Source organism: Halobellus sp. LT62 (assembly GCF_037031285.1).
In the GTDB taxonomy this organism is placed as follows: domain Archaea; phylum Halobacteriota; class Halobacteria; order Halobacteriales; family Haloferacaceae; genus Haloquadratum; species Haloquadratum salinisoli.
Genome location: NZ_JAYEZO010000002.1, coordinates 898,367 through 924,578, shown reverse-complemented (window position 1 = coordinate 924,578; position 26,212 = coordinate 898,367). Strand labels below are relative to the sequence as shown.

General features: G+C 65.3%; 27 protein-coding genes and 2 tRNA genes. 14 read left to right on the top strand and 15 right to left on the bottom strand.

The window, feature by feature from the left end:
- Window positions 1-26 precede the first annotated feature (26 nt).
- The 5 genes from U5919_RS13980 to U5919_RS13960 all read right to left on the bottom strand — a co-directional run bounded on the left by U5919_RS13980 (window position 27) and on the right by U5919_RS13960 (window position 3,441).
- A complete protein-coding gene (locus tag U5919_RS13980) occupies window positions 27-422 on the bottom strand; it encodes a DUF7969 family protein (protein WP_336025044.1) in 396 nt (131 codons plus the stop codon).
- A 241-nt stretch (window positions 423-663) separates the two neighbouring features.
- Window positions 664-1,260 (bottom strand): HAD family hydrolase, encoded by a 597-nt coding sequence (locus U5919_RS13975; RefSeq protein WP_336025043.1) that lies wholly within the window; start codon window positions 1,258-1,260, stop codon window positions 664-666.
- Window positions 1,261-1,330: 70 nt separating this feature from the next.
- Window positions 1,331-2,536 carry an alanyl-tRNA editing protein gene (locus U5919_RS13970; RefSeq protein WP_336025042.1) on the bottom strand — a complete coding sequence of 402 codons (1,206 nt, stop codon included), beginning with the start codon at window positions 2,534-2,536 and terminating at the stop codon, window positions 1,331-1,333.
- Window positions 2,537-2,627: 91 nt separating this feature from the next.
- Window positions 2,628-3,140 carry a multiprotein-bridging factor 1 family protein gene (locus tag U5919_RS13965; protein WP_336025041.1) on the bottom strand — a complete coding sequence of 171 codons (513 nt, stop codon included), beginning with the start codon at window positions 3,138-3,140 and terminating at the stop codon, window positions 2,628-2,630.
- A 216-nt stretch (window positions 3,141-3,356) separates the two neighbouring features.
- Window positions 3,357-3,441, bottom strand: a tRNA-Leu gene (locus U5919_RS13960).
- Between the two features lie 118 nt (window positions 3,442-3,559).
- On the opposite strand from U5919_RS13960, the gene U5919_RS13955 reads away from it, so the two are divergent.
- Entirely contained in the window at window positions 3,560-4,120 is a 561-nt protein-coding gene (locus U5919_RS13955; RefSeq protein ID WP_336025040.1) for a DUF420 domain-containing protein, read from the top strand.
- Window positions 4,121-4,204: 84 nt separating this feature from the next.
- Window positions 4,205-4,606, top strand: coding sequence for a MoaD/ThiS family protein (locus U5919_RS13950; protein ID WP_336025039.1), 402 nt, complete (start codon window positions 4,205-4,207; stop codon window positions 4,604-4,606).
- Between the two features lie 28 nt (window positions 4,607-4,634).
- Here U5919_RS13950 and purF read toward each other — a convergent pair whose 3' ends face one another.
- The 3 genes from purF to dnaK all read right to left on the bottom strand — a co-directional run bounded on the left by purF (window position 4,635) and on the right by dnaK (window position 8,943).
- A complete protein-coding gene (gene purF, locus U5919_RS13945) occupies window positions 4,635-6,221 on the bottom strand; it encodes an amidophosphoribosyltransferase (protein WP_336025038.1) in 1,587 nt (528 codons plus the stop codon).
- A gap of 149 nt (window positions 6,222-6,370) precedes the next feature.
- A complete protein-coding gene (locus tag U5919_RS13940) occupies window positions 6,371-6,790 on the bottom strand; it encodes a DUF8059 family membrane protein (protein WP_336025037.1) in 420 nt (139 codons plus the stop codon).
- Between the two features lie 242 nt (window positions 6,791-7,032).
- The gene (gene dnaK, locus U5919_RS13935; RefSeq protein WP_336025036.1) at window positions 7,033-8,943 is read right to left on the bottom strand and encodes a molecular chaperone DnaK; all 1,911 of its coding nucleotides are present in this window, start codon (window positions 8,941-8,943) and stop codon (window positions 7,033-7,035) included.
- A 460-nt stretch (window positions 8,944-9,403) separates the two neighbouring features.
- Here dnaK and cofD point away from each other — a divergent pair, with 460 nt between their 5' ends.
- The 6 genes from cofD (at window position 9,404) to U5919_RS13905 (ending at window position 13,248) form a co-directional block, all read left to right on the top strand.
- On the top strand, window positions 9,404-10,396 hold the full coding sequence (gene cofD / locus U5919_RS13930; RefSeq protein WP_336025035.1) for a 2-phospho-L-lactate transferase: 993 nt from the start codon (window positions 9,404-9,406) through the stop codon (window positions 10,394-10,396).
- Window positions 10,396-11,169, top strand: coding sequence for a tRNA-dihydrouridine synthase (locus tag U5919_RS13925; protein ID WP_345786350.1), 774 nt, complete (start codon window positions 10,396-10,398; stop codon window positions 11,167-11,169). The genes cofD and U5919_RS13925 overlap by 1 nt, the downstream gene beginning before the upstream one ends.
- A gap of 53 nt (window positions 11,170-11,222) precedes the next feature.
- A complete protein-coding gene (locus tag U5919_RS13920; protein WP_336025034.1) occupies window positions 11,223-11,816 on the top strand; it encodes an NUDIX hydrolase in 594 nt (197 codons plus the stop codon).
- Window positions 11,817-11,937: 121 nt separating this feature from the next.
- Window positions 11,938-12,651 (top strand): SDR family NAD(P)-dependent oxidoreductase, encoded by a 714-nt coding sequence (locus U5919_RS13915; RefSeq protein ID WP_336025033.1) that lies wholly within the window; start codon window positions 11,938-11,940, stop codon window positions 12,649-12,651.
- A 98-nt stretch (window positions 12,652-12,749) separates the two neighbouring features.
- Complete coding sequence (locus U5919_RS13910) at window positions 12,750-12,998, top strand: hypothetical protein (RefSeq protein ID WP_336025032.1); 249 nt, start codon at window positions 12,750-12,752, stop codon at window positions 12,996-12,998.
- A 166-nt stretch (window positions 12,999-13,164) separates the two neighbouring features.
- Window positions 13,165-13,248: transfer RNA gene (locus U5919_RS13905), tRNA-Leu, on the top strand.
- Between the two features lie 212 nt (window positions 13,249-13,460).
- Here U5919_RS13905 and U5919_RS15955 read toward each other — a convergent pair.
- The 6 genes from U5919_RS15955 to U5919_RS13870 form a co-directional block, all read right to left on the bottom strand.
- Window positions 13,461-14,579 carry a sensor histidine kinase gene (locus tag U5919_RS15955; protein ID WP_425604220.1) on the bottom strand — a complete coding sequence of 373 codons (1,119 nt, stop codon included), beginning with the start codon at window positions 14,577-14,579 and terminating at the stop codon, window positions 13,461-13,463.
- Window positions 14,580-14,781: 202 nt separating this feature from the next.
- Window positions 14,782-16,626, bottom strand: a complete 1,845-nt coding sequence (locus U5919_RS13890) for an FAD-binding protein (RefSeq protein WP_336025031.1) — start codon at window positions 16,624-16,626, stop codon at window positions 14,782-14,784.
- Window positions 16,627-16,630: 4 nt separating this feature from the next.
- Window positions 16,631-17,521, bottom strand: coding sequence for a succinate dehydrogenase/fumarate reductase iron-sulfur subunit (locus U5919_RS13885; protein WP_336025030.1), 891 nt, complete (start codon window positions 17,519-17,521; stop codon window positions 16,631-16,633).
- Between the two features lie 12 nt (window positions 17,522-17,533).
- On the bottom strand, window positions 17,534-17,905 hold the full coding sequence (locus U5919_RS13880; RefSeq protein WP_336025029.1) for a succinate dehydrogenase/fumarate reductase transmembrane subunit: 372 nt from the start codon (window positions 17,903-17,905) through the stop codon (window positions 17,534-17,536).
- The gene (gene sdhC / locus U5919_RS13875) at window positions 17,905-18,300 is read right to left on the bottom strand and encodes a succinate dehydrogenase, cytochrome b556 subunit (protein ID WP_336025028.1); all 396 of its coding nucleotides are present in this window, start codon (window positions 18,298-18,300) and stop codon (window positions 17,905-17,907) included. The genes U5919_RS13880 and sdhC overlap by 1 nt, the downstream gene beginning before the upstream one ends.
- 118 nt (window positions 18,301-18,418) lie before the next feature.
- On the bottom strand, window positions 18,419-19,465 hold the full coding sequence (locus U5919_RS13870; RefSeq protein WP_336025027.1) for a succinylglutamate desuccinylase/aspartoacylase family protein: 1,047 nt from the start codon (window positions 19,463-19,465) through the stop codon (window positions 18,419-18,421).
- A 139-nt stretch (window positions 19,466-19,604) separates the two neighbouring features.
- On the opposite strand from U5919_RS13870, the gene U5919_RS13865 reads away from it, so the two are divergent.
- From U5919_RS13865 to U5919_RS13840, 6 genes are all read left to right on the top strand, one after another.
- Entirely contained in the window at window positions 19,605-20,963 is a 1,359-nt protein-coding gene (locus tag U5919_RS13865; protein ID WP_336025026.1) for a putative ATP-dependent zinc protease, read from the top strand.
- A 243-nt stretch (window positions 20,964-21,206) separates the two neighbouring features.
- Window positions 21,207-21,950 (top strand): CopG family transcriptional regulator, encoded by a 744-nt coding sequence (locus U5919_RS13860; protein WP_336025025.1) that lies wholly within the window; start codon window positions 21,207-21,209, stop codon window positions 21,948-21,950.
- A complete protein-coding gene (locus U5919_RS13855) occupies window positions 21,947-22,372 on the top strand; it encodes a DUF8135 domain-containing protein (RefSeq protein ID WP_336025024.1) in 426 nt (141 codons plus the stop codon). The genes U5919_RS13860 and U5919_RS13855 overlap by 4 nt, the downstream gene beginning before the upstream one ends.
- A 76-nt stretch (window positions 22,373-22,448) precedes the next feature.
- Window positions 22,449-22,778: a transcription factor S gene (locus tag U5919_RS13850; RefSeq protein ID WP_336025023.1), complete on the top strand. Its 330-nt coding sequence runs from the start codon at window positions 22,449-22,451 to the stop codon at window positions 22,776-22,778.
- A 255-nt stretch (window positions 22,779-23,033) separates the two neighbouring features.
- The gene (locus U5919_RS13845) at window positions 23,034-24,929 is read left to right on the top strand and encodes a M61 metallopeptidase family protein (protein ID WP_336025022.1); all 1,896 of its coding nucleotides are present in this window, start codon (window positions 23,034-23,036) and stop codon (window positions 24,927-24,929) included.
- Between the two features lie 115 nt (window positions 24,930-25,044).
- Window positions 25,045-25,473: a hypothetical protein gene (locus U5919_RS13840; protein ID WP_336025021.1), complete on the top strand. Its 429-nt coding sequence runs from the start codon at window positions 25,045-25,047 to the stop codon at window positions 25,471-25,473.
- Here the strand turns inward: U5919_RS13840 and U5919_RS13835 are convergent.
- Window positions 25,452-26,159 (bottom strand): alpha/beta hydrolase, encoded by a 708-nt coding sequence (locus tag U5919_RS13835; protein WP_336025020.1) that lies wholly within the window; start codon window positions 26,157-26,159, stop codon window positions 25,452-25,454. The two genes, U5919_RS13840 and U5919_RS13835, sit on opposite strands and share 22 nt — an antisense overlap.
- Window positions 26,160-26,212: the final 53 nt, after the last annotated feature.

The window sequence follows — 26,212 nt, the reverse complement described above, 5'->3', positions numbered from 1 at the left end:
GAAGCGACGCGGAAACCGTATTACCTCTACTCGCCGAACTCCGGACCGGGCGGTCCGCGCGGCCCGCTCGGGCCGCGTCCGCCGATCGTCGTGTACGTCGGTTCCGGACGGGGTTCGACCTCTTCGCCATCGACGTACCTGACGAACGAGAGGAACAGCTCGGATCCGCACGGCGAGTCGGCCTCGGGGTTCTCGACGTCTTCGGCGTCGCTTCGTTCGTCCGTCCAGCGGACGCGGTCTGCGGCGTCCTCGCCGCAGACGAGGCGGACGCCGTCGGCCGCCTCGAACTCGTCTTCGGGCTCGGCGTACTCCCAGCCGACGAGCGGGTACGGCGTCACCGACTTGTCGGCGAGGTAGCCCTTGCGTTCGATATCGACGACAGCGCCGCAGTGCGGGCAGTAGTAGGTGACCGAGTAGCTCATCGTCGGATTTCGGAGTCGAACGGACTTAACGACCGCGCCGGCGGATATGCAACGGCCGTGCCGACGGATACGCAACGACCGCTCCGAGCTAGGAACTCACCCGATGAACGCGACCGGCTTCCCTCCTCGGGTTCAAATACGATGACGGCACCATCGCCGTCGTGCGCTGATCGCAGCCGCGAGACGGGAAGCGGGAGCGCGGTACGTCGTCTCGCGGGCAGCCGGTACCGCCTGTTCGCCCCTACGAATCCGTGCTGACGCCGTCGTCGGAAACGGCTTTCTCGACGTAACGGAAGGCGACGCCCGCCCGCCGGGCCGCCTCCTCGTCGCGAACGGAGTCGCCGACGAAGACGGTCTCCCCGGTAGAAACGTCCATCCGACGGATCGTCTCTAAGAGCGGCTCGGGATCCGGCTTCCGCGTCGGGATTGTGTCGCGACCGACGACCGCGTCGACGTGGGGCGTGAGTTCGTGGATGTCGAGCGCGATTCGGCAGGCGCGTTCGCAGTTCAACGAGCAGACGCCCTCCGCGTCGAATCCCCCCACGAGGTCGGCGTGGGGGAGCCGGTCCGACCGGCGCGCACCGGCGTCTTCGTGCTCGCCGATGACCGCCTCGACATCGTTCCGGAGGCCAGATTCGTCCGCGAGGTCGAGCATCTCCCAGAGATCCACGCCATCGGCGGCGATACCGGCCGCCTCGAACACGTCGGCGACGTCGCGAGTGACGACGTCCCAGTCGACCCGCAGGCGAACGAGCGTGCCGTCGAGGTCCCAGACGACCGCGTCGAAGGCTTCCAGCGGCCGCGTCTCGGTCTCGGCAGCGCGCGATACGTCGGTCATCGAGAGCCGTAGGCTCGCGAAACGAATAGAAGCTTCGGCGCGTTCGATGACCGGTCGCCGTTCCGACGGTTCACGAGGATGGGTCCAACTCGCGAAGCTCCGCGACGACATCGTCCGGATCCGCGTCGAGCCCGCCGCCCTGCGCGAACGGCGGTCCCCCACCGCCGCCGCCGCCGAACGTTCCCGTAACGCTCTCGACGACCGATCCGGCGTGGACGTCGCTGTCGGTCCCGGCCGCGACGACGACGTACGGGCTCGCCGATCCGCCGACGGCGGCGATTACCTCGTCGTCAGCGACCGCGTCTTTCGCGGCTTCGCCGACGTCGTTCGGATCGACGCCGTCGAGAACGCCGACCCGCCACACCGTCTCGCTCTTCGTGACGCGCTCGAAGCCGTCGATCGCGTCGCCGACGGCGGCGCGTTCGAGTTCACGGACCCGATCACGCAGTTCGTCGCGCTCGGCTCGGACGGTGGCCGCCGTCTCGGCGAGGTCGTCGGTTCCCGTTTCGAGCGCCGCGGCCGTCTCTCGGAGAACGCCGTGTCGTTCGGCCTGTCGATCGATCCCAGTCGGTCCGACGGCGAACTCGACACGAGTGAGCCCCTCACCGGGGTTCGATCGGTTGAGCACCGTCACCGGCCCGATCTCGCGGGTGTTCGAGACGTGCGTGCCGCCGCAGGCCGCGACGTCCCAGCCCTCGACGTCGACGATTCGGACCGTGTCGGCGTCGCTCATCACGCCCTCTTCGGTCTTGGTGTTGAACGCGACGTCCTCGCGAGCGGTCGCCTCCCCGGTCGGCACCTCCTGCCAGCTCACCTCACGCGAGTCCCAGACCGTCCGGTTCACGAGCCGTTCGAGTTCGACGAGCGTCCCGTCGTCGATGTCTGTCGAGGTGGTGAAATCGACGCGGACCTTCGATTCGGAGATATCGAAGCCGCCGTAACCGAGGTCGTCGAGGAGCCGCCGGCCCGCGCCGTACAGCACGTGGCTCGCCGTGTGCGCTCGCATACAGTACGTTCGGAAGTCATCGTCGACGACGCCGGTGACCGTATCGTCGACGCCGAACTCCGGTTCCGTCGCGAGCGTATGTCGAACGGCGTCGCCGTCGGTTTGCACGTCGACCACCCGTCGGCCGTCGATCGTTCCCCGATCGGCCGGTTGCCCGCCGCTCTCGGCGTAGAAGTACGTCTGATCGAGCGTCACCGTCCGACCGTCGACGTCAATGACGTCGGCGTCGAACTCGCGAACCGTCGGTTCCGTCGGGGCGCGTGTCTGCATAGTTCTCGCTGTGGACGTCGGAGGCAAAAATGGTTACAGTTCCGAGCGCCAGTGTCGATCGGTCGTCCTGCCGGTCCGAAGAGCGGGAGGACTATTCGTCGACCAGCTCGATGCCGAATCGCTCTTCGAGCGCCCGAACGAGCGACCCGCCGACGCCGGCCCGCGTCGCACGCCCCTGCTCGACCGCGTCGATGTCGGACTCCTCAACGTCGAGTTCGTCCGCCAACTCCTCGATGGTCAACCCGGCGTCTTGACGGGCGGATTCGGCCCGCTCGCCGTAGTCGGAAACGAGATACGGGAGCCGGTCCTCCTCGTAGTCGGTGCCTTCCTCCCAGTGAGAGGCGTCGCCCTTCGCTTGGTCGTACACTTTCGCCTGTCGCTGCGCAGCCCGCTTCTGTCGAGAAACTGTTTCGTCGTGGCCGTCGCTCTTGTTGGAGTCCGTGCGCTGCTTCCGCGAGTCATCGTGCGGCGCGCAGTCCCCGCACACGAGGAGCTCAGCGCCCGCGACGTTCGCCAGACGGAGATTTCCGGTCGAGCGACCGCAGAGTTCGCAGCTGTCGCCGTCGCCACCGCCCCCGCCGCTACCGGTGGAGTATTTGGGCATATCCTCCACTACCGCCCGGGTCGGTTAAAACGTAACCCAACGCGCCGCCGCAGTCAAACGGTCGCTTGGAGACTGCAACGTCGTCGACGACGTCTCGCGCGGAAGAAGAGACGACGCCTCGGCTAGTGAAGATAGCGTCAGTAGGATTTGTGCGTGGGTGCTGTGTCCCCGAAGGGATGAGCACCTGCATCGAGTGACGGGTGTGCCGCCGTGCGATGCGTGGGACCGGATTTGAACCGGCGGACCCCTATGGGACAGCGCCCTCAACGCTGCGCCGTTGGCCTGGCTTGGCTACCCACGCTCGCAGTGTCGTATCGTGCAATCTCTGGTAATCCGGGGTAAGTTAAATGAGTTTCCTTTCGACGGCGAGCAGCGGTACAGTCGGCACCGTTTTCACCGCTCCGTCCGGCCATTCGAGTATGGTCATTCACGCGCGAGACCACGTCCTCGAACTCACGGCTGCGCTCTCAGCCGTCTCGCTCGCGGCGGTGTTCACCGCCGTCTTGGGAGCGGTCCCACCGACGGCGTTACCCAACGCACCGGACGCGCTCGTCGAATCGATTCCGCACGTCAATGCCGTGCTCAGCACCCTCGCACTCGTGACGATCACGCTCGGCGTGCGGTTCATCCGCGGTGGAGCGGTCGACCGCCACCGCGCGATGATGCTCACGACGCTCGGATTGTTCGTCGCGTTCCTCGTTCTCTACCTCTACCGGATCGCCCTCGTCGGCCCGGCCTCCTTTCCCGGCCCGGAGGCAGTCTATCGGTTCCTCTACCTCCCGACGCTCGCGGTTCACGTCCTGCTCGCGATCGTTTGCATCCCGCTTTTGTATTACGTGCTCTTGCTCGCACTCACGCGCCCCGTCTCCGCGCTCTACGACTCACCGCACGCGCGCGTCGGCCGCGTCGCCGCCGCGCTGTGGTTCGTCTCGTTCGCGCTCGGCGACGTCGTCTACCTGCTGTTGTACGTCATTTACTGACTCAGTCCGTGGTCGCCCGGTCCGACTCGACGACGCGAACATCTTCGCCTCTGCGCATATACGTCGCGGTGACGTAGGGGTGGTATGGCTCAGTCGCAGACCGTTCAACAACGGGTGCAGACGACCGTCGAGGTCCGCGCGACGGGACGCGTCCGCGACGCGCTCGGGACGCCGAAACTCACCTATACGTTCGGGGGCGACACCCTCCGAGAGTTCGGCGAGTCGTTCTTCGCCGACTACGACGTCCGCGACCTCGTGATCGCCGAAACGGAGTCGGAGTCGGAGTCGACGACTCGTGGATGGGCACCGATCGACGCCGCCGACGTCCCGGGACGCCTTCGGAAGAACCCGGACGGCGAGCAGACACGCGCGTACGCTCGCGTCCTCGTCAACGGTCAGTTCAACGAGAACCTCGACGGGTTCGACACGAAACTGCAGGACGGAGATCGCGTCGCACTGGTCAATCCGTTTATGTTCTGTCTGTAGCTCGCGGCGGCCGGAATCCGCTCTCCGATCAGTCGTCGGCGGGTCTCGGCTCGGGATCGTCGATCACCGGGCGCGTGACGTCGCGGTCGGTCGCCTCGTCATCGATGTCGTAGGGGTACTCTCCGGTGACACAGCCGAGACAGAGATCGAGCCGCGACTCGCCGAGCACGTCGGCGACGGCGTCGATCGAGAGGTATCCGAGGGTGTCAGCCCCGATCTCTTCGCGGATCTCCTCGACAGACCGGTCGGCCGCGATGAGTTCGTCTCTGGAGGCCATGTCGATTCCCATATAACACGGAGCGACAATCGGCGGCGCGCCGATCCGGACGTGCACCTCGGACGCGCCGGCGTCTTTGAGTAGGGAAACGAGCTGACGGGACGTCGTCCCGCGGACGATGCTGTCGTCGATGATCGTCACCGACTTGCCCTCGATGGTGCTCTTGATCGGGTTGAGCTTCAGTCGAACCGCGCGCTCGCGCTCGTCCTGCGTCGGCATAATGAACGTCCGACCCACGTAGCGGTTCTTCATCAGCCCCTCGGCGAACTCGACGCCGCTCTCTTCGGCGGGGCGTTCCGCGCCGTCGGCGGTCGTCTCGTGGGCGGCCTCGGCGTAGCCGGAGGCGAACGCCCGCCCGGAGTCGGGTACGGGCATCACCACGTCGCTCTCGATGCCGGACTCCGCCCAGAGCTTGCGGCCGAGACTCCGCCGCGCCTCGTAGACGAGCGTGTCGTCGATGACCGAGTCGGGACGGGCGAAGTAGACGTGCTCGAAGAAGCAGTGCGCGGTGTTCTCCGTTTCGACGAGCTGGTAGGAGTCGAACCCGGAGCCGTCGGGTTCGAGGACGACGAGTTCCCCCGGGCGGACGTCGCGGACGAGTTCCCCGTCGAGCGTGTCGATGGCGGCCGACTCGGAGGCGACGACGTAGCCGTCGTCGAGTTTTCCGATACAGAGCGGACGGTTGCCCTGCGGATCGCGGACGGCGAGGACGGTCTCGTCGTGCATAATGGTCAGCGCGTAGGACCCGTGAATGCGATCCATCGTCCGCTTGACCGCGCGGACGAGGTCCGCTTCGAGGAGGTTGCGCGCGAGGTCGTGTGCGATGACTTCGGTGTCGCCGTCGGAGGTGAAGGCGTGACCGAGGTTCGCCAATTCCTCGCGGATCTCGTCGGCGTTGACGAGGTTGCCGTTGTGCGAGAGGCCCAGCGAGCCCGATTTGAACGAGACCGAGAAGGGCTGCGCACAGGAGGCGTTGACGCCGCCGGAGGTCGGATAGCGGACGTGGCCGATACCGGTGGTGCCCGCCAACGAGTCGAGGTCGGATTCGTCGAAGGCGTCGCCGACGAGCCCCATCTCGACGTGGCTGTGCTGTTGGAAGCCGTCGTGAGTGACGATCCCCGCCGACTCCTGGCCGCGGTGCTGGAGCGCGTACAGCGAGTAATACAACGGGCGCGACGCGGCGCGGTCGGCGAGCGCGACGCCGACGACGCCGCACTTCTCGGTCGGCCCGGAGAGGTCGGCCGCCGTGGGCGTCGTCGTCGATTCGGCGGTCGTCGATCGCGCGTCCGTCGGCTCTCGTCCGGGTGTGGGGTTCGAGGGATCCCGCCCGTCAGGCATACGTCTCGCTACGGACGCCGGGGGCTAAAAACCCGTCCATATGCTACCTTCGGTGCCCCTATCGACCACAAATATCCAAGAAGGTGTATATTTAGTAATCGGGGGAGCGCTCGGCAGTCATCGCCGAAGACGCCCCGACGACCGCACGGTCAGTCGTCGCTCGGTGCCATCGCAGCCGGTCCGCTGCCGCCAGCGTCGGCGTCGCCGGCGACGGTCACGTAGAACATTATGAGCATCGAGATAATCAGACAGCCCCCCCAGAGGAAGCCCGTCGGCATCAAAAACAGGAGGCCGAAGCCCTCGCCGAGCCAGACGATGCCGGGAATCCCCCACTGCCCCGCGATGTACAGCACCGTTACCGCCGTTCTGAGCGACCCCGTGACGCCGAGCGCGGGGACGGCAAAGCCCATCACGATCGCGAGGATCGAGAGCACGCCGAGGTGGGCGTGTCCGCCGATCATCCACCCCGGAACGGGGTTTCCGCCGGAGAGAATCACGAACTGATGCAGTCCGACCGCCATCATCACGGCCAATCCGAGGAATCCGGATGCCTTGAGTGCCTTCGTCATACGTCAACGGAAACACTATTGATCAGCTACATAAAAGTAACCCGCGTCGTCCGTCGATTCGTTCGACAGCGAGATTGTTACCCGAAAAGCCGCGCTCGCGCGAACGGGAGAGACTATTCGTCCTCGTTCTCGTCTACGTCATCAGAAATCGTAGATTTTTGACTGGCTCAGGAGGACGACTCCTCGTCGTCCTCCTGAACGTTCACGAGAGCAGAGCTCTCGTGAGCGAACGAGACCGAGGACTATTCGTCCTCGTTCTCGTCCACGTCCTCGAAGTCGGCGTCGACGTACTCGTCACCGTCGGCGGCCGCGCCGCCCATATCGCCCATTCCACCGGGTCCAGCGCCGGCGGCACCGCCCGGTCCGGCACCCGCAGCGCCTGCGCCGCCCGCGCCACCGGCGGCCTGCTGGGCCTCGTACATCTGCTTGCCGATCTCCTGTAGTTCGGTCGTCAGCGCCTCGGTGGCGTCTTCGAGGTCCTCTTTCGTCGCGTCGTCGTCTTCGAGCGTCTCCTCGACGGCTTCGATCTTCTCCTCGATCGACTCGCGGAGGTCGTCCTCGACGTTCTCCTCGTTCTCTTCGAGCAGCGTCTCCGCGCGCTGGATTGTGCTCTCGGCCTCGTTACGAGCCTCGATGCGCTCGCGACGCTCCTTGTCCTCCTCGGCGTGCTCTTCGGCTTCTTCCTGCATCCGGTCGATCTCGTCGTCGGAGAGGCCCGCGCCGCCTTCGATGGTGATCGACTCGGCGTTACCGGAGCCTTTGTCCTCAGCCTCGACGTTCACGATACCGTTCTCGTCGATGTTGAACGAGACCTCGATCTGCGGCGTTCCGGCCGGCGCGGGCGGGATGCCCGTGAGCTGGAACTCGCCCAGCAGCTCGTTCTCCTCTGCGATCTCGCGTTCGCCTTGGAAGACGCGGACGTTCACGGAGGTCTGATTGGCCGCGGCCGTCGTGAAGATCTTCGACTCCTCGGTCGGGATCGTCGTGTTCTTCTCGATGAGGCGCTCGAAGAGGCCGCCTTTGACCTCGATTCCGAGGCTCAGCGGCGTCACGTCGAGCAGGACGATGTCGTCGACCTCGCCGCCGAGGACGCCGCCTTGGATCGCCGCACCGAGCGCGACGGCCTCGTCGGGGTTGACGTTCTTCTTCGGTTCGGTACCGAGCAGCTCCTCGACTTGGTCGTGGACCTGCGGCATCCGAGTGGACCCGCCGACGAGGATGACCTCGTCGATGTCGCCCTTGTCGTAGCCCGCGTCCGAGAGGGCCTGCTCCGTCGGGCCGACAGTCCGCTCGATGAGGTCCTCGGTGAGCGATTCGAACTTCGCACGCGTGAGCGTCTCTTCGAGGTGGACCGGGCCGGTGTCCGTCGCCGTGATAAAGGGAAGGTTGATCGTGGTCTCTTTTCTGCTGCTCAGCTCGATCTTCGCCTCTTCGGCGGCGTCCTTCAGCCGCTGGAGCGCTTGGCGGTCCTCGCGGAGGTCGATATTGTGGTCGTTTTTGAACTCCTCGGCGAGCCAGTCGATGATGGCCTCGTCCCAGTCGTCGCCGCCGAGGTCGTTGTCCCCGTTGGTCGCGACGACCTCGTAGACGCCGCCGCCGAGGTCCAGCACGCTCACGTCGAAGGTGCCGCCGCCGAGGTCGTAGACGAGAATCGTCTGATCGGAGTCGTCGTCGAGGCCGTACGCCATCGACGCCGCGGTCGGCTCGTTGACGATGCGCTCGACCTCGAAGCCGGCGATCTCGCCGGCGTCCTTCGTCGCCTGTCGCTGGCGGTCGTTGAAGTACGCCGGGACCGTGATGACCGCCTTCTCGATCTCGTCGCCGAGGTAGTCCTCGGCGTCGCGCTTGATCTTCTGGAGGATCATCGCCGAGATCTGCTCGGGCGTGTACTCCTCGTCATCGATTTGGACCGTGTAGTCCTCCTCGCCCATATGCCGCTTGATCGAGCGGATCGTCTTGTCGGGGTTCTGAATCGCTTGGTTCTTCGCGGGTTTGCCCACGAGTCGCTCCTCGTCGTCGGTGAACGCCACCACGGAGGGCGTGGTACGGTCACCTTCGGAGTTCACGATGATCTCCGGGTCGCCCCCTTCCATCACCGCGAACGCGCTGTTCGTGGTGCCGAGGTCGATACCGAGGATCTTGTTGCTCGCCATCTTGACCGCAACTACTGGTCTAAATCGGTTAAAGGTTACTAGACGTGGACAACCACGCAGTATTTCCACAGCGCCGCTGTCTTGCGATTAATTCGTGTGAGAGATTGGCAAGTAGTTGCATTTATATTGAAGCGCAGTTCAACCCCGAAACTCGATCGCTCGGCGGGTCCGGCTCACACGCGAAGGCGCGCGTCGATCGTCACGCCTCGTCGGCGGCGAGTCCGTCGGTTTGTTACCCCAGCCGAGGACGACGAGGAGGTCCTTACCGCCGCTGCCGCGGCGCGTGATCCCCAATCGCGGCGTCTGGCGGAACCGGGTTACAAACGGAACGCTCACACCGAGTGACGGACAGCGCGTGCAAAACCCCCGTCAAGACGCGGTGGTTCGCCCCGACGCGGACGCAGGACGGACGCGCGCCCGACGAGCCAACGTTGAAATCGGCGCACGTCCAAGGCCGGATATGGTCACGTTTCTCGCCGGGGGGACGGGAACGCCGAAACTCCTCGACGGCGCGGGTCGAGTGTTCGATCCGGCGGAGACGACCGTCGTCGCGAACACCGGCGACGACGTCGAACTCGGCGGGTTTCTGGTCTGTCCCGATCTCGACACCGTGCTCTTTCACGGCGGCGGCGTCCTCGACACCGAGACGTGGTGGGGGATCGGCGGCGACACGACCGCGACGCACGAGGAACTGCACCGACTGGCCGACGCCGCGGGATTCGACTCGGGCCCGCGCTACCTCGCCGACGCCGCCCAAACCGCCGGGCGCGACATCGCACGCTGGCGGCGCTTCTCGGGCGTCGCGGAGTTTATGGAGATCGGCGACCGCGACCGCGCGGTCCATCTCACGCGGACCTCGCTGCTCGACGAGGGGCGGTCGCTGACGGCCGTCACCCGGACGCTCGCCGACGCGTTCGACCTCGATATCAAGCTCCTGCCGATGAGCGACGATCCGGTCACGACGATGATTCACACGCCCGAGGGGCCGATGCACTTTCAGGAGTACTGGGTCCACCGCCACGCGGAGCCCGCAGTTCGAGACGTCGAATTCCGGGGCACGGAGTCCGCAGCACCGACACCGGCGGTGCTCGACGCGCTCGACGATCCGGTCGTGATCGGCCCCTCGAACCCCGTCACCAGCCTCGGCCCGATGCTGGCGATGGACACCTTCGCGGACGCGCTGGCGTCGACGCCGGTCGTCGCCGTCTCGCCGTTCCTCGAGGACGAAGTGTTCTCCGGGCCCGCGGCAGAGTTGATGGCGGGCGTCGGCCGCGAGCCGTCGACGGCGGGTGTCGCCGACGCGTACCCCTTCGCCGACGCGTTCGTCCTCGACGAGGCAGACGGGACCGAACTCGATCGGCCGGTCGTCCGGACCGATACGCGGATGGACGACGCTGACGACGCCGAACGGGTCGCGCGGGCGGTCGAGACGGCGCTTTCGGAGGTCGCGTGATGCCCGAGGATAGACCGACCTCGGACCTGTTCCAGCCGCGCGTCGCGCTCGCGAGCCTCAGCGGCGAGTCCGACGCCGAGTGGGCGCGGGCGGGCAGCGATCACGCCGGCGCGGCGTTCCTCGGGGGCATCGCTCTCGACGAGGCGACCCGGGAGGCCGCCCGAGCGATGGTCGAGCGGGACCGGACGGAGTTTCTCCCCGCCGATCCGTTGGCGTTCGTCGCCCGCGAACTCGACGCGCTCGCGGACGCGCCGATCCGCCCGGGCGTCAACGTCCGGAGCGCGACGGTCGACCCCGTCTCCGAGGTGGCCGCGGTCTGCGCCGAGCGCGACGCGATCGTCGAGATAAACGCCCACTGTCGCCAAGCGGAGATGTGCGAGATCGGCTGCGGTGAGGCGCTGCTGCGCGACGCCGATAGATTGACCGAGTACGTCTCGTCGGCAGCCGAGACGGACGCGACGGTGAGCGTGAAGGTCAGAGCGGAAATCTCCGGCGTCGACCTCGCGGAGACGGCGCGCACGGTCGAAGCGGCGGGCGCGGACGTCATTCACGTCGACGCGATGGACACCGAATCGGCCGTCGAGCGCGTCTCGACGGCCGCCCCGGGACTGTTCGTCGTCGCCAACAACGAGGTTCGGGACCGCGAGTCAGTCAGAGAGTATCTCCGCTACGGGGCCGACGCGGTGAGCCTCGGCCGCCCGAGCACTGACGTACGGGTGCGACGTCGCGTGCGCCTCGCCGTCGACGAGTGGTTCGCAGCCGACGGTGGGTAGCCGCTCGACAGCGCATCGAAGATTCCTTGTTCTCGCTCTCCGAGAAGGCGAGTATGAGTGCAGATCAGCGCGAGAACGCTCCCGCGCCCGACGGATCCAGCGGGGAGGACGTCCACGAGAACGCCCTCCAAGACGTGATCACCGTCGACCCCGACGACAACCAGACCGGCCTCGCCAACCGCCTCGACGCGCACACCGGCGACGGCATCCGTCACCGCGCGTTCACCTGCCTCGTCTTCGACGAGGAAGGGCGGATCCTGCTCGGCCAGCGCGCGCCGGACAAGCGGCTCTGGGACACCCACTGGGACGGCACGGTCGCCTCTCACCCCGTCGAGGGGCAGACCCAGATCGAGGCGACGAGTCAGCGCCTCGAAGAGGAACTCGGCATCACGCCAGATCAGTACAGCGACCTCCGCGTGACGGACAAGTTCGAGTACAAGCGCTACTACGAGAACGCCGGGCTGGAGTGGGAGGTCTGTGCCGTCCTGAAGGTGACGCTCGACGACACTTCCTTGGACCCCGACGAGGAGGAGATCGCGGGCCTGCTGTGGGCCGACTACGAGCACCTCCACGAGCATCCGGAGTGGTACCGTCAGCTCCGGCTCTGCCCGTGGTTCGAGATCGCGATGCGGCGCGATTTCGACTAGCCCCCACAGAGGACCGATACTGACACAGACCACAGACCGTCGAACGACGGTGTCGCTCCCGGAGCCGACGACGATTCCCGAGACGCAATCTCCTTTTAGCTCCCGTTCGAGTACCGAACCGATGACCGAGCAGACGCCGGAGACGGAGCTGTACGACTCGCTCGACGGCCAAGTCGCACTCGTCACCGGGGCGAACCGCGGAATCGGCCGCCAGATCGCCGAGAACCTCTCTGAGCTCGGCGCGACCGTCTTCGCGGCGACCCGATCTGTCACCCACGACGTTCCCGACGGGTGGGAACACCTCCTCGTCGACGTCACTCAGGAGGGCGAGATCTCCGATGCGACCGACGAGATCTTCCAGACGGCGGGCCGACTCGACATCGTCGTCAACAACGCCGGAGTCGGCGAGTTCGACGGCGACCTCGTCTCCGAATCGGTGAAGACGATCGATCGCACGCTCGCGACGAACCTCCGCGGGCCGATGCTCGTCTGTAAGCACACCGTGCCGCTGTTGCTCCAGAACGAGGGCGGGCGCGTCGTCAACCTCTCCTCGGGGATGGGCGCACTCGGCGAGGGTCAGTCGGGCGGCTCGCCGGCCTATCGGGTCTCGAAAACGGGCGTGAACGGCCTCACTGCGTATCTCCACGGCGAATACGCCGATCAGGGGCTGCTGGCGAACTCGGTGTGTCCCGGTTGGGTTCGAACGGATATGGGCGGCGACGACGCGACGCGGTCGGTCGAAGAGGGCGCGGACACGCCGACGTGGCTCTGTCGCTTCCGTCCCGAGTCGCCCGCGGGACGCTTCTGGCGCGACCGCGACGTGATCGAGTGGTGACGGTCGACGAGTGGTGAGCGATCGAGGGGGCGCGGACAACGCGGCGGAGGCGACGCCGGAGGGACAACACTTTGAATCGGTCCCGCGTTGAGTCGGATATGACCGAGGAGCCGCCGCTTCGTGAACTGCCGGGCGCGGTCAAGGACTACGCCGCCGGCGTCGCCGACGTGGTCGCACGCGGGCTGATCGTGATCGCCGTTCCCCTCCTTTTGCTCTGTCTCCTCGCGCTGTTCGTCGTCGGCGGTGGGATCTCGCTCGTCGCCCTCGCCGCCGTCGGCCCCGCCGTCGTCGCCGCGATCTGGCTCGAAGTGCCGTCGCGGATCCGCGCGGGGCTCGAAGAGCGATAGGGAGGCGTCGCAGCCGAGATCACCATAGTAGCGTTTGCAACCGATTACTCACCCGATCGCACCACTTCGTTCGATCGGGTGAGCGAAGACTTGCAAACGCTGCTATGCCGAGTCGACGGCGAAAAACCGGAGGCTTAAACCTACCCGAAATCGAAGCACGGGATGCGCGAGGGTGGCTGAGTTTGGAAAAGGCGGCGGACTCAAGATCCGCTCTCGTAGGAGTCCGTGGGTTCAAATCCCTCCCCTCGCACTCGATGTCCGAGCGACAGCGAGGACTCGGTAGACACTGAGGGATTTGAATCAGGGAGCAGCTCCGCTGTGACCGTGGTTCAAATCCCTCCCCTCGCATCTGAATCCGTGAGCGACAGCGAACGGTTCGTGTAGTAGCGTTTGCAATCCTCCACTCACTCGATCGCACGACCGCGTTCATCGGATGAGCAACCAGTTGCAAGCGCGACTACATCACGCGTCAGATTCTCGATCGACCCCGGTGAACTCGAAGCGCGCTCCGCCGTTCGGCCCCTCTCGGACGGTGACTTCCCACCCGTGAGTATCGGCCACCTGGTTGACGATACTCAGCCCGAACCCGGTTCCGTCTTGGCTCGTGGAATAGCCGGTCTCGAAGACGTGGTCTCGGATGTCTGCGGGGATTCCAGCGCCGTCGTCTTGGAGGTAAAACCCACCGTCCAGTTCGCCGACCGAAACGATCACGTCGCTTCCGCCGTGTTCGACGGCGTTGCGAATGAGGTTCTCCAAGAGCTGTTTCACCCGGTTCTGGTCGGCGCAAACCGTTCGGTTGACGTCGATAATGAGCGTGGCATCCGCCGTATCAACGGTTGTCCAGCTTTCTTGAACGACCGTGCCGAGGCCGAACCGTTCGGTGTCGACATCGCTGGTACCGTCCCGAGCCAACGTGAGGAGGTCGTCGATGAGTGCTTCCATTCGACTGTGCGCGCGGGCGACGTGGTCGAGGTGTTCGGTGTCGTCGTCGGTCGCAGATCGGGCCAGATTCAACCGCCCGGACGCGACGTTCAGTGGGTTCCGAAGGTCGTGAGAGACGACGTTCGCGAACTCCTCTAACCGTTCGTTCTGTTGCTCCAGTTCCCGCTCGCGCGCTTCAAGCTCGCCGGTCCGCTCCCGCAACTGTTCGGCGCGTATCGTGGCTCGCGTCTCTTGGACACCGATCAACAGACCGCCGAGCGAGCCGAGCGTCAACGCGATCGCTTGCGAGCCGACCGACCACTCCGCGGAGACGCCCGGATGGAGGTCACGTAACAGGATGAATCCGAACATCACGAGGACGCCGGAGAGAAGCCACGCGAGAATCCGGGCAAAGTACCGAGACGGAATCTCCGACCGGGGCAACCAGTACCCGGCGTAAACGAGGATGCTTCCCGAAATCGCCACGAAGAGCAAGTTGAACAGGACCTCGATAATCGGCCCGCCGCGCGCGATCGCGACCCCGGCGTGGACGCTGCCGGCGAAAAGCACGAGGCCCCCGGCAACGAGCACGAGCGACGGGACGAGAGGCGACCACGGAGCACTGGCCGTATCCCCACGAAATGCGTCCGGAAAGCCCATCGTAGCGACCGTTCTCGGGTCGGTGAAATATAGCTATGGTCTCCATAGGGTTTGCACGTCGTTTCTCACACGCTTATGCGATCGTATGCGAGGACGAGTACCCAGCACCCAGCATCCGCTGCAAACGGTACTATCCGTTGCAGCGGATCCGAGACAGTGTTTATGACGGGAATAGAAGTTGGGAGAGGCCGCAGACGCGACTTCAGTAACTGCGGATCTTCGGCTCGTAGCGTTTCTCTTCGCCTTCTAAGATCACCGGCTTGAACCACAGTTCCGGCGAGCCGTCGTTCCACGACAGCAGCGTGTGTTTCAGCCAGTTCTCGTCGTCGCGCTCCTGATACTCCTGCCGCCAGTGGGCACCGCGGAACTCCTCGCGAACGAGCGCGCCGAGCGTGATCGCCTCCGCGAGGTCGATGATGTTCCGCGTTTCGATCGTCTGCAGCAGGTCCGTGTTGAACGTCCGCGACTGGTCGGCGACGCCGACGTCTTGGTACGCTTCCCGCGCCTCGCGGATGTCGCGAAGCGCCTGCTTGAGGGCGTCTTCCTCGCGGAAGACGTTCACCTGCTCCGTCATCGACTGCTGGACCTCGGCGCGGATCTCCGCGTGGTTCCGCCCCTCGTCGTTCGCGAGCAGCGACTCGACGTGTTCGGTGGCGCGTTCGGTGGCGCGCTCGACGAATTCCTCGGAATCCAGACCGGATCCGCCGTCGGCGACGGCATCGGATGCGTCGGCCTCGACGTCCGGTTCGACGGCACCGGGTTCGACCGGCGTTTCGACCTCACCGGGTTCCCAGTCGCCGCGCTTTCCGGTCGTGACTTCGGCCTCGCCGAGATCGCGTCCGGCGGCGTGATAGCCCGCACGCGCGCCGAAGACGATGAGTTCCGGCAGGGCGTTGCCGCCGAGGCGGTTCGAGCCGTGGACCGAGGCGCAGGCGCACTCGCCCGCGGCGTACAGCCCCGAGATGCACGTCTCGCCGTTCTCGTCGGTCTCGATGCCGCCCATCGCGTAGTGCTGGCCGGGCTTGACCGGCATCGGCTCCTCGAGGGCGTCGACGCCCTCGAAGTCCGCCGCGAGGTGGAGGATGTTCTCCAAGCGGTCGATGATGCGCTCCTCGCCGAGGTGGCGCATATCGAGATGAACGTACTCGTCCTCGATGCCGCGGCCCGCGTTGACTTCATTCAGTTCCGCGCGAGAGACGACGTCGCGGGAGGCGAGTTCGCCGTCGTTGCTCGCGTAGCCGTACTCGAACATGAACCGCTCGCCCGCCTCGTTGTAGAGGATCCCACCCTCGCCGCGGACGCCCTCGGAGATGAGCACGCCCGTCGACGGCAGCGTCGTCGGGTGGAACTGGATGAACTCCATATCCTCGATCGGCGCGCCGGCGCGGTAGGCCATCGCGACGCCGTCGCCGGTGTTCGACACCGCGTTGGTGGTGTGGTCGTACACCTGGCCGAGCCCGCCCGTCGCGAGGATAACGCCGTCGCGGGCGCGGAAGCCCTCGATGTTGCCCGACTGGACGTCGTAGCCGACGACGCCGTGACAGGTCCGATCTTTCGGGGCCTCTTCGTCGCTGACGGCGAGATCGAGGACGTGCCACTCGTCGTACACCTCGATTCCCCGCTTGACCAGCTGCTCGTACATCGTGTGCAGGAGCTGGTGGCCCGTCTCAGCGCCGGCATAAGTCGTCCGCGGGAACGAGAGCCCGCCGAACGGCCGCTGGCTGACGCGGCCGTCCTCCTCTCTGGAGAACGCCATCCCCCAGTGTTCGAGCTGGATGACCTCCTCGGGGCTCGTCTTCGCGAGCGTCTCGATAGCGGGGGCGTCGCCGAGGTAGTCCGACCCCTTCATCGTGTCGTAGGCGTGATCCTCCCACGAGTCGCCCTCGCGGAGCGCGGCGTTGATGCCGCCCTCGGCCGCGCCGGTGTGGCTTCGCACCGGATGCAGCTTCGAGACGATCGCCACGTCCGCTCCCTCTTCCTGCGCCGCGATGGCCGCGCGGAGGCCAGCGCCTCCCGCACCCACCACGATAACGTCGTGTTCGTACATTATATCACCAGAATTTCAGGTTGCTTTTGACCGCCTCGCGCTTCAGTTCCTGGATGTGCTCGGTCAGCGGGATGTCCTTCGGACAGACGGTCGTACAGGAGAACTGCGTCTGACACCGCCAGACGCCGTGTTCCTGTTCGAGGATCTCGAGGCGTTGCTGTTTCATATCCTCGCCCTCGCGCTCGTCCATCGTAAAGCGGTACGCCTTGTTGATGGCGGCGGGGCCGAGATACTCGTTGTCGCCGGCGGCGATGTTACACGAGGACATACACGCGCCGCACCAGATACAGCGCGTCGACATCTTCACTTTCTCGCGGTTCTCTCTGGACTGCCGTTGCTCTTCGAGTTCTCCCTCCGGCAGGTCGTTCGTCTGGAAGTACGGCTCGACGGCCTCCATCTGATCGTAGAAGTGTTCCAAGTCCACGACGAGGTCCTTGACGACCTCCGCGTGTGGGAGCGGCTCGACGCGAACCGGCTCTTCGAGGTCTGAAAGCTGCGTCTTACAGCAGAGCCGCTGTGACCCGTTGACGAACATCGCGTCCGACCCGCAGATCGCCTGCCGACAGGAGTGCCGGAACGTGAGACTCGAATCGTAGGTGTCGCGGGCGTACATCAGCGCGTCGAGGACGGTCATCCCCTTGTGGTAGGGGACGTGGAAGTCGTCGAAGCGCGGCTCTTTTTTCCCCTCGATCTCGGGGTCGTACCGGAACACCTTCAGGTGGTACGTCTCCTCGTCGGCGAGGGCCGCCTCCGCTTCGTCGGCCTGCCGTTTTTCGGCCGCCTCCGCGGCGCGCTGGCGTTTCTTCTCCATCCGGCGCTGTTGGGCGGCGGGTGCCGTTTCTGCCTCGCTGGCGGACGATTCGTCGTCGGTCTGGTCAGATACTTGTGTGCTCATCTGTGGAGTCGATTAGAGTGGGACGCCTCCGGCCCACGCGAATGCGGTTCGAACGCCCTGGACGATCACGACGAGGCTGGCAGCCGAGAGAATTAGCTTCACGGCGGTCTTTCGGGTTCCCGTGAGGCCTTGGTTGACGAGGGCGTTGTAGACACCGTTGACGCCGTGGAACGTCGCGGCGAGCAGGAACAAGATCATGAGCGAGAAGTACGTCAGCTCCTGCATCCGCGCCTGCGACATCGCGAACGTGACCTCGTCGGCGTGGTTCACGAAGTGTAGCAGGAAGAAGTGAAACGCGAGCACGACCACCAAGAACGCGGCCGTGATGCGCTGCCAGAGCCACAAGCGGCCGCCGGCCTCGAAGGAGGAGTAGCGCTCGGCCATCAGCCGAACACCCCCGCGAGGAACGTCGGCACGCTCGCGACGGCGATCGCGCCCGTCAGAACGAGCGACGCATAGAAGCTCTTGTCCTGCGATTCGAGTCCGACGCCGAGATCGACGAACAGCAGCCGAAGCCCGTTGAGAATGTGGAAGACGGCCACCGACAACAGCCCGACTTCGAGGATGCGCACGACCAACAGACTCTCCAACGACTGGATCGTCGTCGTGTACGCGCCCGGGCTCTGAAGCGCCGTCGAGAGGACGGCGATGTGGGTGAACAGATATCCCACGAGTACCCACCCCGTGAACTTGTGGAACACCCAAGCCCACATCCCCGCTGAGAACTCCCGCCAACGGCCGAAGTCCTCGATGAGGCCCCGATTGTAAGACTGACTCATACTCTCGTGAGTGTCGGGCCGGACCCACTATAGAACTTACGTGTGCGGCTCGGAATCGATGCCGAAAAAACACGGCGACAGCGTCGGTATCAGACCGAAGCCGATCCGCGATCAGTCACTACGGCTCGACATCGAGCGCGCCGTCCGTCTCCGCGCCGCGGTTCGCCTGCTCGCGCTCGACGACCCGGCGGACCTCGGATTCGAGTTCGACGAGGTGACAGAGAGGGTTTCCGGGATAGACGACGGGGTTCTCCAGGATGCCGACGAGCAACCCGGTGAAAGGAGCTTCGACCGCAACGTTGTCGTCTTTGAACGGGTTCGTGAGCGTGCAGATGCGCTCGCCCTCTCGGACGAGCGATCCTCGCTCGTGGTGCATATCGACGATACCGCCGGCGTCGGCGCGGATCCACGTCTTCTCGTTGGCACCGTCAATGACGGTGCGCCAGCCGGGCCAGCGGACGGCTTGGGTTTCGAGGAGCTCGTACTCGGCGAAGACGCTTCGGACGCCCGCGAGCGCGTCGTCGATGAGCCCCCGCTGGAATCGGTGGGCCTCGCCCATCTCGACGGTAACGGTCGGAATTCCCACTCGAGTCGCCTCCGTCCGGAGGACTCCGTCACTGCCCTCGGTGTCGATGATCACGTTCGAACCGTACGCCCTCGATAAGCGGGCGACGTCGTCGTCGGACATATCGGCGCGCACGTGGAGCATATTCGTCCGCCCGCGCGTCGAGGTGTGGAAGTCGATACCGAAGTCACAGGGTGCAACGAAGTTGTCGAAGATCCGCGCAGCCATTCGCTTCGCGCTCGTCGAGTCTTCGCGCCCCGGAAAGGAGCGGTTCAGGTCGCGATCGTAGATGGGGAGGTAGCGCTGTTGGGCCAAGAACCCGGGGACGTTCAACACCGGGAGGCAGACGAGTGTCCCGGCGAGATCCGTGAGATCCCACTCGTGGGCGACCTCGCGAACGACTTCGATACCGTTGAGTTCGTCGCCGTGCGCCGCGGCCGACAGAAACACCGTCGGCCCGGGTCGTTCACCGTTTATGATCGTCACCGGGATGCGGACGGGATCGCCGAGATACGTCTCGCTGATCCCGTATCGGAGGTTCTGCCGCTCTCCGGGGTCGACCTTCCCGCCGTTGTACGTGAAGGTCTCGTCCGTGGTCATAGGCGAGTTCGGACACCCGACGGGATAAACGCTCGCACCCGGAGAGATCGGGGGCCGTATTCGGATGAGACACGCTCACATCGGCCGAAATGCCCGTCAATCGGCACCGCTTTTATTCTCTGCTCGAATACGATGTAGTATGTCTACTGACGGCGATCCGGTGCGCGTTGGCGTCCTCTCACTTCACAACAGCAAAGAGACGAAGGCGATCCTCAACGCTGTCGACGACCTCGGCCACGAGGGCGTGTGGTTGCGACGCGAGAACACCGCTATCAGCGTCGAAGACGGCGACGTGAGAGTCGAACCGGAGGTAGACATCATCGCCAACCGACTACTGCTCTCGAACACCGAAGAGCCCGCCGAGTTGCTCGGGTTGGCGACGACGTTCGAGCGGATCCGTCCGATGCTGAACGAACCGGCGTCGGTGCTCACGGCGATCCACAAGTTCGCGACGGCGGCAACGCTGGCGAACTGGAACATCAGGGTCCCGGACGCACTGCTGGCGCTGTCGAACGACCGGCTGAACCAAGGTCGAGACCGATTCGGCGAGGTCGGCGTCTACAAGTCCGCGATCGGCACGCACGGCGGGGGTACGTGGAAGGTCGACCTCACCGAACCCGTGAACCCCAAGGTCGGGAACCGACAGGCGTTCCTGCAGGACCTCATCGACCGCGACGAGGAGAAACACCGCGACCTGCGCGTCTACGTCGTCGACGGCGAGATCGTCGGCGCGATGTACCGATACGCGCCGGAAGGTGAGTGGCGGACGAACGTCGCGCTCGGCGGCGACGTCGTCGACGCGACCGACGATATGCCGACGGAAGCCAGAGAGACCGCGCTGTACGCCGCCGAGGTGATGGAACTCGACTACGTCGGCGTCGACCTCATCGAGGGAGAGGAGGGCTGGTTCGTCCTCGAAGTCAACCCGACCGCGGGCTTCAAAGGCCTGCACAAGGCGACCGGCCGGAGCCCTGCGCCGTACATCGCCAAGCTCGCGATCGAGCAGGTCGGCGGCGCGGTCGACGACACGCGCGTCGAGGAGTTATCCGCGACGCTCGATGACTCTCGTCCGGCGGGAATGCCGCGCATCGACAGGGGCCCCATCGGCGACCGCCCGACGATCGGCTACATCGAGGAAGTCGTCGTCTCCGGGACCAGCGGCTCGACGCAGGCGAAAGCGAAGTCCGACACGGGCGCGACCAGAACCAGTATCGACACGTCGCTGGCCGCCGAGATCGGTGCCGGACCCATCAAGAGTATGACGCGCGTCAAGTCCGGTTCTCTGAAGACCGGAAAGGCGCGCCCCGTCGTCGACCTCGTGATCGGGATCGGCGGCACCCAGCACACCGTCACCGCGAGCGTCGAGGACCGCTCGCATATGGACTACCCGCTACTCCTCGGGCGCGACATCCTCAAGCACTACCAAGTCGACGTGAACCGCCGCTCCGACGACGGCGGCCGCGACGACACCGAGCGCGAAGAGGAGTACCTAGAGTAGCAGACACCGCCTCGATCCGACGTTGCGCTGTGAGCAACGCGAAGGCGAACAGCCGGCACCCGCTGCACGACGGGTCCGATTCCCGCCGTGCTACCGCGTCGACGTGCCGGACAACCGCCTCCCGACGCGGGCCTGTCGGTAACGCACGCCCCGTCTGGCCGCGTCATCGGTTATAAACGTCCGCCGGAGGTGCTCCCGGCTGCCCGGCAGTAATTTAAGTATCCCACAACCAACAACGCGTAGATGGAAACCGAGCCCGTCGACGACCTCCCGGACGAGCTCGATCAGTGGGTGGCCGACCGAGCGGCGGCAGAAGGGATCGCGCGCGAGGAGTTCCTTCGTCGCTTAGTCGACGCTCACCGCGCATTCGAGGAGAGCGACGAGCCAGCCGAGGCCGACGCCATCGACGAACTGGAAACTGAACTGCGCGACGCCGTCGACCGCATCGCCGCCGTCGAGAACGACCTCGACGAGAAGATTTCCGACGTCCGTCAGCGCGTCATTCAGCTCAAGCGCGAAACGGACGCCAAGGCGTCCGAAGAGCACGATCACCCGGAGATCGAACGTCAAATGAACGCGGGGCTCGAAAACTACGAGTCGATTCTGGAGGGCCTCGCGGATACCACAGAGGAGCACGACTCGAAGCTCGATCGACTCGGGGCCGCAGTCGTCGACGCACGCTCGCGAATCGACGCTCTCGAACGTCGACTGGAGAGACGCGAGGCGGTCGCAGAGCTCCAGCGGGAGGCGAACCGTCACGGGGTCACGGCGGCGTCGTGCGGAAGCTGTGGCGACGCGGTCCAACTCGCGCTGCTCACCGAACCGACGTGTCCCCACTGCGGCGCGCCGTTCGACGGGATCGAGCCGAAGCGGTTCTTCTTCGGAACGAACAGACTGAACGTCGGGACACCGCCGGCGATCGAATCGGGGCCTGAGGCAGATACCGACGACTCCCCCCACTCCGACAACGAGGTGACGGATCGATGACCGACGGCGACGAGCGGATCGACACAGACGGTTCGACCCCCGACAACGACGCCCCCCTCTCGGAACTGGCCGGACGGCTCTCCGAGCGCCGCCGCGCGAAGCGATCCGAGGAGGCGACGGCTGAAGATCCGTTCGAGGAGATGTCGGTTCCCGAGATCGGCGGAGAGGCACTCTGGGAGTCCGTCGATGCCGAAGGCGACGGGCGACCGCCCGGGCTCGGCCCGTTGGCGGACGAGACGGCGACGTCGCTCGACGGCGCGGAGGCTCCCGAGCACGTCGTCGAGAAGGAGACGTACTGCCAGAAGTGCCCACACTTCGCCGACCCGCCCGAGTTCTCGTGCACCCACGACGGGACCGAGATCGTCGAGGTCGTCGACAGCGAGCGCTTCCGCGTGCGGAACTGTCCGATTGTCGAGGAGTGAGGCGGTTGGAGCCGCCTACAGCGTCGGCGACCGACACCCGAGAGACACTTGTGTCCGCGTCGAGAAGGGGAGGGAAATGCAGTTCTGCGACGACTGCGGTTCGATGATGGTCTCTCGCGACGGGACGATGGTCTGCACGAACGACGACTGCGGCGGAGAGGCCGAACAGGACGAGGAGTTGGCCGCGCAGTTCGTCTCCACGGAGGAGCAGAGCGACGACGACGTCATCGAGACGACCGAAGACGCCAACTTCGAGGGCAAGCCGACCGCGACCGACGTCGTTTGCGACGAGTGTGGTGCGCAGAAAGCGTGGTACACGATCAAACAGACCGGCTCCGCCGACGAGCCGCCGACGCGCTTTTTCAAGTGTACCGAGTGCGGGCATCGGTGGCGAGGGTATAACTAGGGGGACGACTCTGTCGCACCGCGCAGAGTCTGAGAAGTATCTGGGCAAGAACCGTCGCGTTTGCACACATTCTCACTCGATCGAACGCTGTCGTGCGATCAGAGATGCAGTCAGTTGCAGACGTGACGGGGACCCAATAATTTATTTTGAAGAACCGAAGACGAAGAGGTACTGGAGACGAAGCTTGAGCGAAAACACTGAGAATATGATCGTCACGTCGATACTGGACGACTCCTCAACTGATTACTCATCCGTATGAGTCGATCGTATCGATCCAGCGTGGTTGTCGTCGGAATCTGTCTCGCACTCGCGACGATGACGCTGTCTCCCGTCGTCGCTGGCGCATCCGGACCAGCCACCGCCGCCTTTGCCGACACCGCGACCGGATCCAACACTGGCGGCTTTGAGGCTGTAACTGGCAGCGAGATCGAGTCAAGACAGCCACAGGTATCTGCCGCGGTCGCCGAGGAGAGAGTGGTCCCCACCACAATCGAAATCGAACGTCTCAACGGGACCGACGGAGTGCAGTTCACGTATACGTTCGATCTCCCGGACGACACCACGCTGTTCGATGTCGAGAGTGTCTCACCGGACGACGGGTATTCCGTGGTCGCGACGACAGGGTTCGAGAACAGCCAACAGTTATCGTGGGACACGGAGACGACAGCGCCCTCGATCACAGTCGAACACACGCTTCCTAACGACACAAACGGCGGTATGCACCGCGTCGATACGCCGCGGATATATGGCTCAATTCAACGCGGGGATCCACCCGAGGACGGCCACGTCGACGCCGTGTATAACCAACCCGTCGGCTTCCACTTGGACACGAGCGTCCGGGTATCTGATGAGGTCAGGTACGTGGCCGGAGAGGTGATACTCGGCGTATACAGCACGTACACCGAGACTGCGGATGGAAAGAATATCACACTATTCGTGCCGGATCGGGTCGATATGGCCGTGTCGCCGGAAGAAGCGATCACGGTGGCCGCGGCGACCGATCGGACCATCGACGGAGATCCGCACCGAGACGTCTATCTCTTCGTTCTCGAGGGGCAGTTCGCGGCCGGAGGAGCGAGCGGTTCGACCGCAGTGATCCACGCGGGGTCTCCTCTCGAAATCTACATCCACGAGACCGCACACATCAACGAGCGTGCGACGTTCGGAAAGAAGATGGCGTGGTTCTCCGAAGCCAGCGCCACGTACTACGGATCGGATTTCCAAGCAGCCAACGGTGAGCTCAGGATCAAACGGGCGAAACTGCTAGAACGGACTGATCCGGACGGCAGGTGGCCGCGAGGGGACCACCACAACGACAGCACCTTAGCCGAACCGAACACCTGGGGCCACAAAACTGACTACCAGAAAGGCTCGCGGCTGCTGTTCGCCTTGGACGCGAAACTCCGGGAGGCGACAGACGGCGAGGCGACGATTCACGACGTAATGCGACGGGTCAACCAATACGACGAGCGGTACGGGGCGCTCACCTACACGGATTTCCGCGAGATAATCGTCGATCTCGCGGACGAAGAGACCGCTTCGTGGCTCGACCCCTACGTGCTGACGTCACAGAACCCGCCGCAACCGAACGCCAGCGCGTTCGGTCCCCCGCCGAAATTCGCCGACGAGACGACCGATCTCAGCGGCGACGCGAGCGAGGCGTTTGAGTTTGCCATCAACCTCTCGCCCGGAGAACAGCCGGGTCCTGCGTCGGTCACGCTGGCAATCGACGCCGGTGAAACAACCGTCGAGACCGTCGCCACCGACGGCAACGACGACGGTCGCGTTGCTGTCCGCTTCCAGCCGTACGGTCCCAACGGAGAGACCGTGCTCGAACCGGCTGATCCCGCTGATGAGGTGACTGTCACGGAGGGGACCGTAGCGGAGCCAGTCGTATCCGAGTCGATACGGGTCGATCTGCTCCTCGCGGACACAAGCGGTAGCCACAGGGTTTCCACGATGTCCATCAGACTGGAGTCGACCCCGACGGCACTCGGGTCGACACCGGCGGACGCTCCCGCGTCGACGCCGGAATCGGACCCCGTTTCCGAGTTTGTTTCCGAGGTCAGCTCCGATCTCTCCACGACGAATCTGGTGGTCGGAATCCCCTTCGCACTCGCTGCGCTGCTCGTGGCGATAAAAGGTCGATAAGCGGAGGCTGCGCTGGCGTTCGACTGGAGCCCCCGCGCCGTATTGTCCGCCTCCAATGCGTTCGATCCCCCGCTGGAACCCGAGATTATTACCCTCGGCCGACGAATGCGACGCTGTGTCCCTCCAATCAGCCCTCCGCGACCGCTTCCGCCCGTGGTACCTCCTCGACATCGCGGCGTTCCTGTTTGGCGCTGTCGGGTCGATCCAGCGCTCGGTATCGGGATTCGGCGATCTCCCGTCGCTCACCCCGTTTGCCGCCGTCAGCGCCATCATCGCCGGACTCCTCGCAGTCGTCGTCCTCCGCTTCACCGTCGGCAACCTCTGGGGCTACGCCGTCGAGTACGCCAATGCGGGCGGCCAGTGGTCTGATCTTCCATTTTTGGTCCCCGTCGGCGGCGGCGTGGCTGCCGTCGTGCTGACGTACGCGGTGACGACGAGCCTCGGCGCGGCCGCGTGGGCCGGCTTCTGGACGTTCGCGGTCGTCGCCGGGGCCGTCGCGATCGCCGTCTCCTTCGCGGCGGGCTACCGCGAGTCCTCCGCCTGAAGGGGCGGTTCGAGGAAGTCGACGACGGCGTCTGCGACCTTCGCCTCTTGGCCGACGAAGAAGTGATCCGCGGCGAACTCGACGACCGCGAATCCGCGCTTGCGAGCGGCGGCGACGACCGGTCCGACGTCGGCGACGTCGTCGCGGGTGCCGTAGAGGATTTGCACCGGGAGATCCGCGGACATCTCGTCGAGGTCGGCGACGGCGTCGACACCGCCGACGTCCGGGTTGTCGGGCGCGTCGGGATCTGAGCGTTCGGTTCCGAGGCGTGCGGGCGGGGCGAGCGCGGCGACGGCGTCGACGGCTGCACCGTTGTTGGCGGCCGAGAGCGCGAGCGCACCGCCGAAACTGAAGCCGAAGAGCGCGACGCGGTCGTACCGCTCCCGAGCCCACGCGACGGCGTTGCAGACGTCGGTCCGCTCGCCGCGGCCGCCGTCCCACGGACCGTAGTCGAACCGCAGGCAGTCGATTTTTCGTTCACTCAGTTCGTCGCTCACCGCGCGGAGCCGCTGGTCGCGACGGGTGCCCCCGTGCTGGGGATGTGGCGGGCAGGCGACGACGCACGCGTTGGCGGTGGCTGCGCTGTCTGCGTTGCCCCGCGAGGGGCCGCGCTCGTCGTCGTCCGCGACAGCGTCGAGCGTCCCGCGGGCGTCGCGACCACCGGGGAGGAATATCGGATCGCTCATTCGGATACCGGCGCTTCCGCACGTGAGGTTTTAACTCCGCCGTGCCCAACGTG

Excerpts from the sequence above, each read along its gene's own strand:
- U5919_RS13980 (WP_336025044.1), bottom strand. The coding sequence starts at position 422 with ATGAGCTACTCGGTCACCTACTACTGCCCGCACTGCGGCGCTGTCGTC.
- U5919_RS13975 (WP_336025043.1), bottom strand. The coding sequence starts at position 1,260 with ATGACCGACGTATCGCGCGCTGCCGAGACCGAGACGCGGCCGCTGGAA.
- U5919_RS13970 (WP_336025042.1), bottom strand. The coding sequence starts at position 2,536 with ATGCAGACACGCGCCCCGACGGAACCGACGGTTCGCGAGTTCGACGCC.
- U5919_RS13965 (WP_336025041.1), bottom strand. The coding sequence starts at position 3,140 with ATGCCCAAATACTCCACCGGTAGCGGCGGGGGCGGTGGCGACGGCGAC.
- U5919_RS13955 (WP_336025040.1), top strand. The coding sequence starts at position 3,560 with ATGGTCATTCACGCGCGAGACCACGTCCTCGAACTCACGGCTGCGCTC.
- U5919_RS13950 (WP_336025039.1), top strand. The coding sequence starts at position 4,205 with ATGGCTCAGTCGCAGACCGTTCAACAACGGGTGCAGACGACCGTCGAG.
- purF (WP_336025038.1), bottom strand. The coding sequence starts at position 6,221 with ATGCCTGACGGGCGGGATCCCTCGAACCCCACACCCGGACGAGAGCCG.
- U5919_RS13940 (WP_336025037.1), bottom strand. The coding sequence starts at position 6,790 with ATGACGAAGGCACTCAAGGCATCCGGATTCCTCGGATTGGCCGTGATG.
- dnaK (WP_336025036.1), bottom strand. The coding sequence starts at position 8,943 with ATGGCGAGCAACAAGATCCTCGGTATCGACCTCGGCACCACGAACAGC.
- cofD (WP_336025035.1), top strand. The coding sequence starts at position 9,404 with ATGGTCACGTTTCTCGCCGGGGGGACGGGAACGCCGAAACTCCTCGAC.
- U5919_RS13925 (WP_345786350.1), top strand. The coding sequence starts at position 10,396 with ATGCCCGAGGATAGACCGACCTCGGACCTGTTCCAGCCGCGCGTCGCG.
- U5919_RS13920 (WP_336025034.1), top strand. The coding sequence starts at position 11,223 with ATGAGTGCAGATCAGCGCGAGAACGCTCCCGCGCCCGACGGATCCAGC.
- U5919_RS13915 (WP_336025033.1), top strand. The coding sequence starts at position 11,938 with ATGACCGAGCAGACGCCGGAGACGGAGCTGTACGACTCGCTCGACGGC.
- U5919_RS13910 (WP_336025032.1), top strand. The coding sequence starts at position 12,750 with ATGACCGAGGAGCCGCCGCTTCGTGAACTGCCGGGCGCGGTCAAGGAC.
- U5919_RS15955 (WP_425604220.1), bottom strand. The coding sequence starts at position 14,579 with ATGGGCTTTCCGGACGCATTTCGTGGGGATACGGCCAGTGCTCCGTGG.
- U5919_RS13890 (WP_336025031.1), bottom strand. The coding sequence starts at position 16,626 with ATGTACGAACACGACGTTATCGTGGTGGGTGCGGGAGGCGCTGGCCTC.
- U5919_RS13885 (WP_336025030.1), bottom strand. The coding sequence starts at position 17,521 with ATGAGCACACAAGTATCTGACCAGACCGACGACGAATCGTCCGCCAGC.
- U5919_RS13880 (WP_336025029.1), bottom strand. The coding sequence starts at position 17,905 with ATGGCCGAGCGCTACTCCTCCTTCGAGGCCGGCGGCCGCTTGTGGCTC.
- sdhC (WP_336025028.1), bottom strand. The coding sequence starts at position 18,300 with ATGAGTCAGTCTTACAATCGGGGCCTCATCGAGGACTTCGGCCGTTGG.
- U5919_RS13870 (WP_336025027.1), bottom strand. The coding sequence starts at position 19,465 with ATGACCACGGACGAGACCTTCACGTACAACGGCGGGAAGGTCGACCCC.
- U5919_RS13865 (WP_336025026.1), top strand. The coding sequence starts at position 19,605 with ATGTCTACTGACGGCGATCCGGTGCGCGTTGGCGTCCTCTCACTTCAC.
- U5919_RS13860 (WP_336025025.1), top strand. The coding sequence starts at position 21,207 with ATGGAAACCGAGCCCGTCGACGACCTCCCGGACGAGCTCGATCAGTGG.
- U5919_RS13855 (WP_336025024.1), top strand. The coding sequence starts at position 21,947 with ATGACCGACGGCGACGAGCGGATCGACACAGACGGTTCGACCCCCGAC.
- U5919_RS13850 (WP_336025023.1), top strand. The coding sequence starts at position 22,449 with ATGCAGTTCTGCGACGACTGCGGTTCGATGATGGTCTCTCGCGACGGG.
- U5919_RS13845 (WP_336025022.1), top strand. The coding sequence starts at position 23,034 with ATGAGTCGATCGTATCGATCCAGCGTGGTTGTCGTCGGAATCTGTCTC.
- U5919_RS13835 (WP_336025020.1), bottom strand. The coding sequence starts at position 26,159 with ATGAGCGATCCGATATTCCTCCCCGGTGGTCGCGACGCCCGCGGGACG.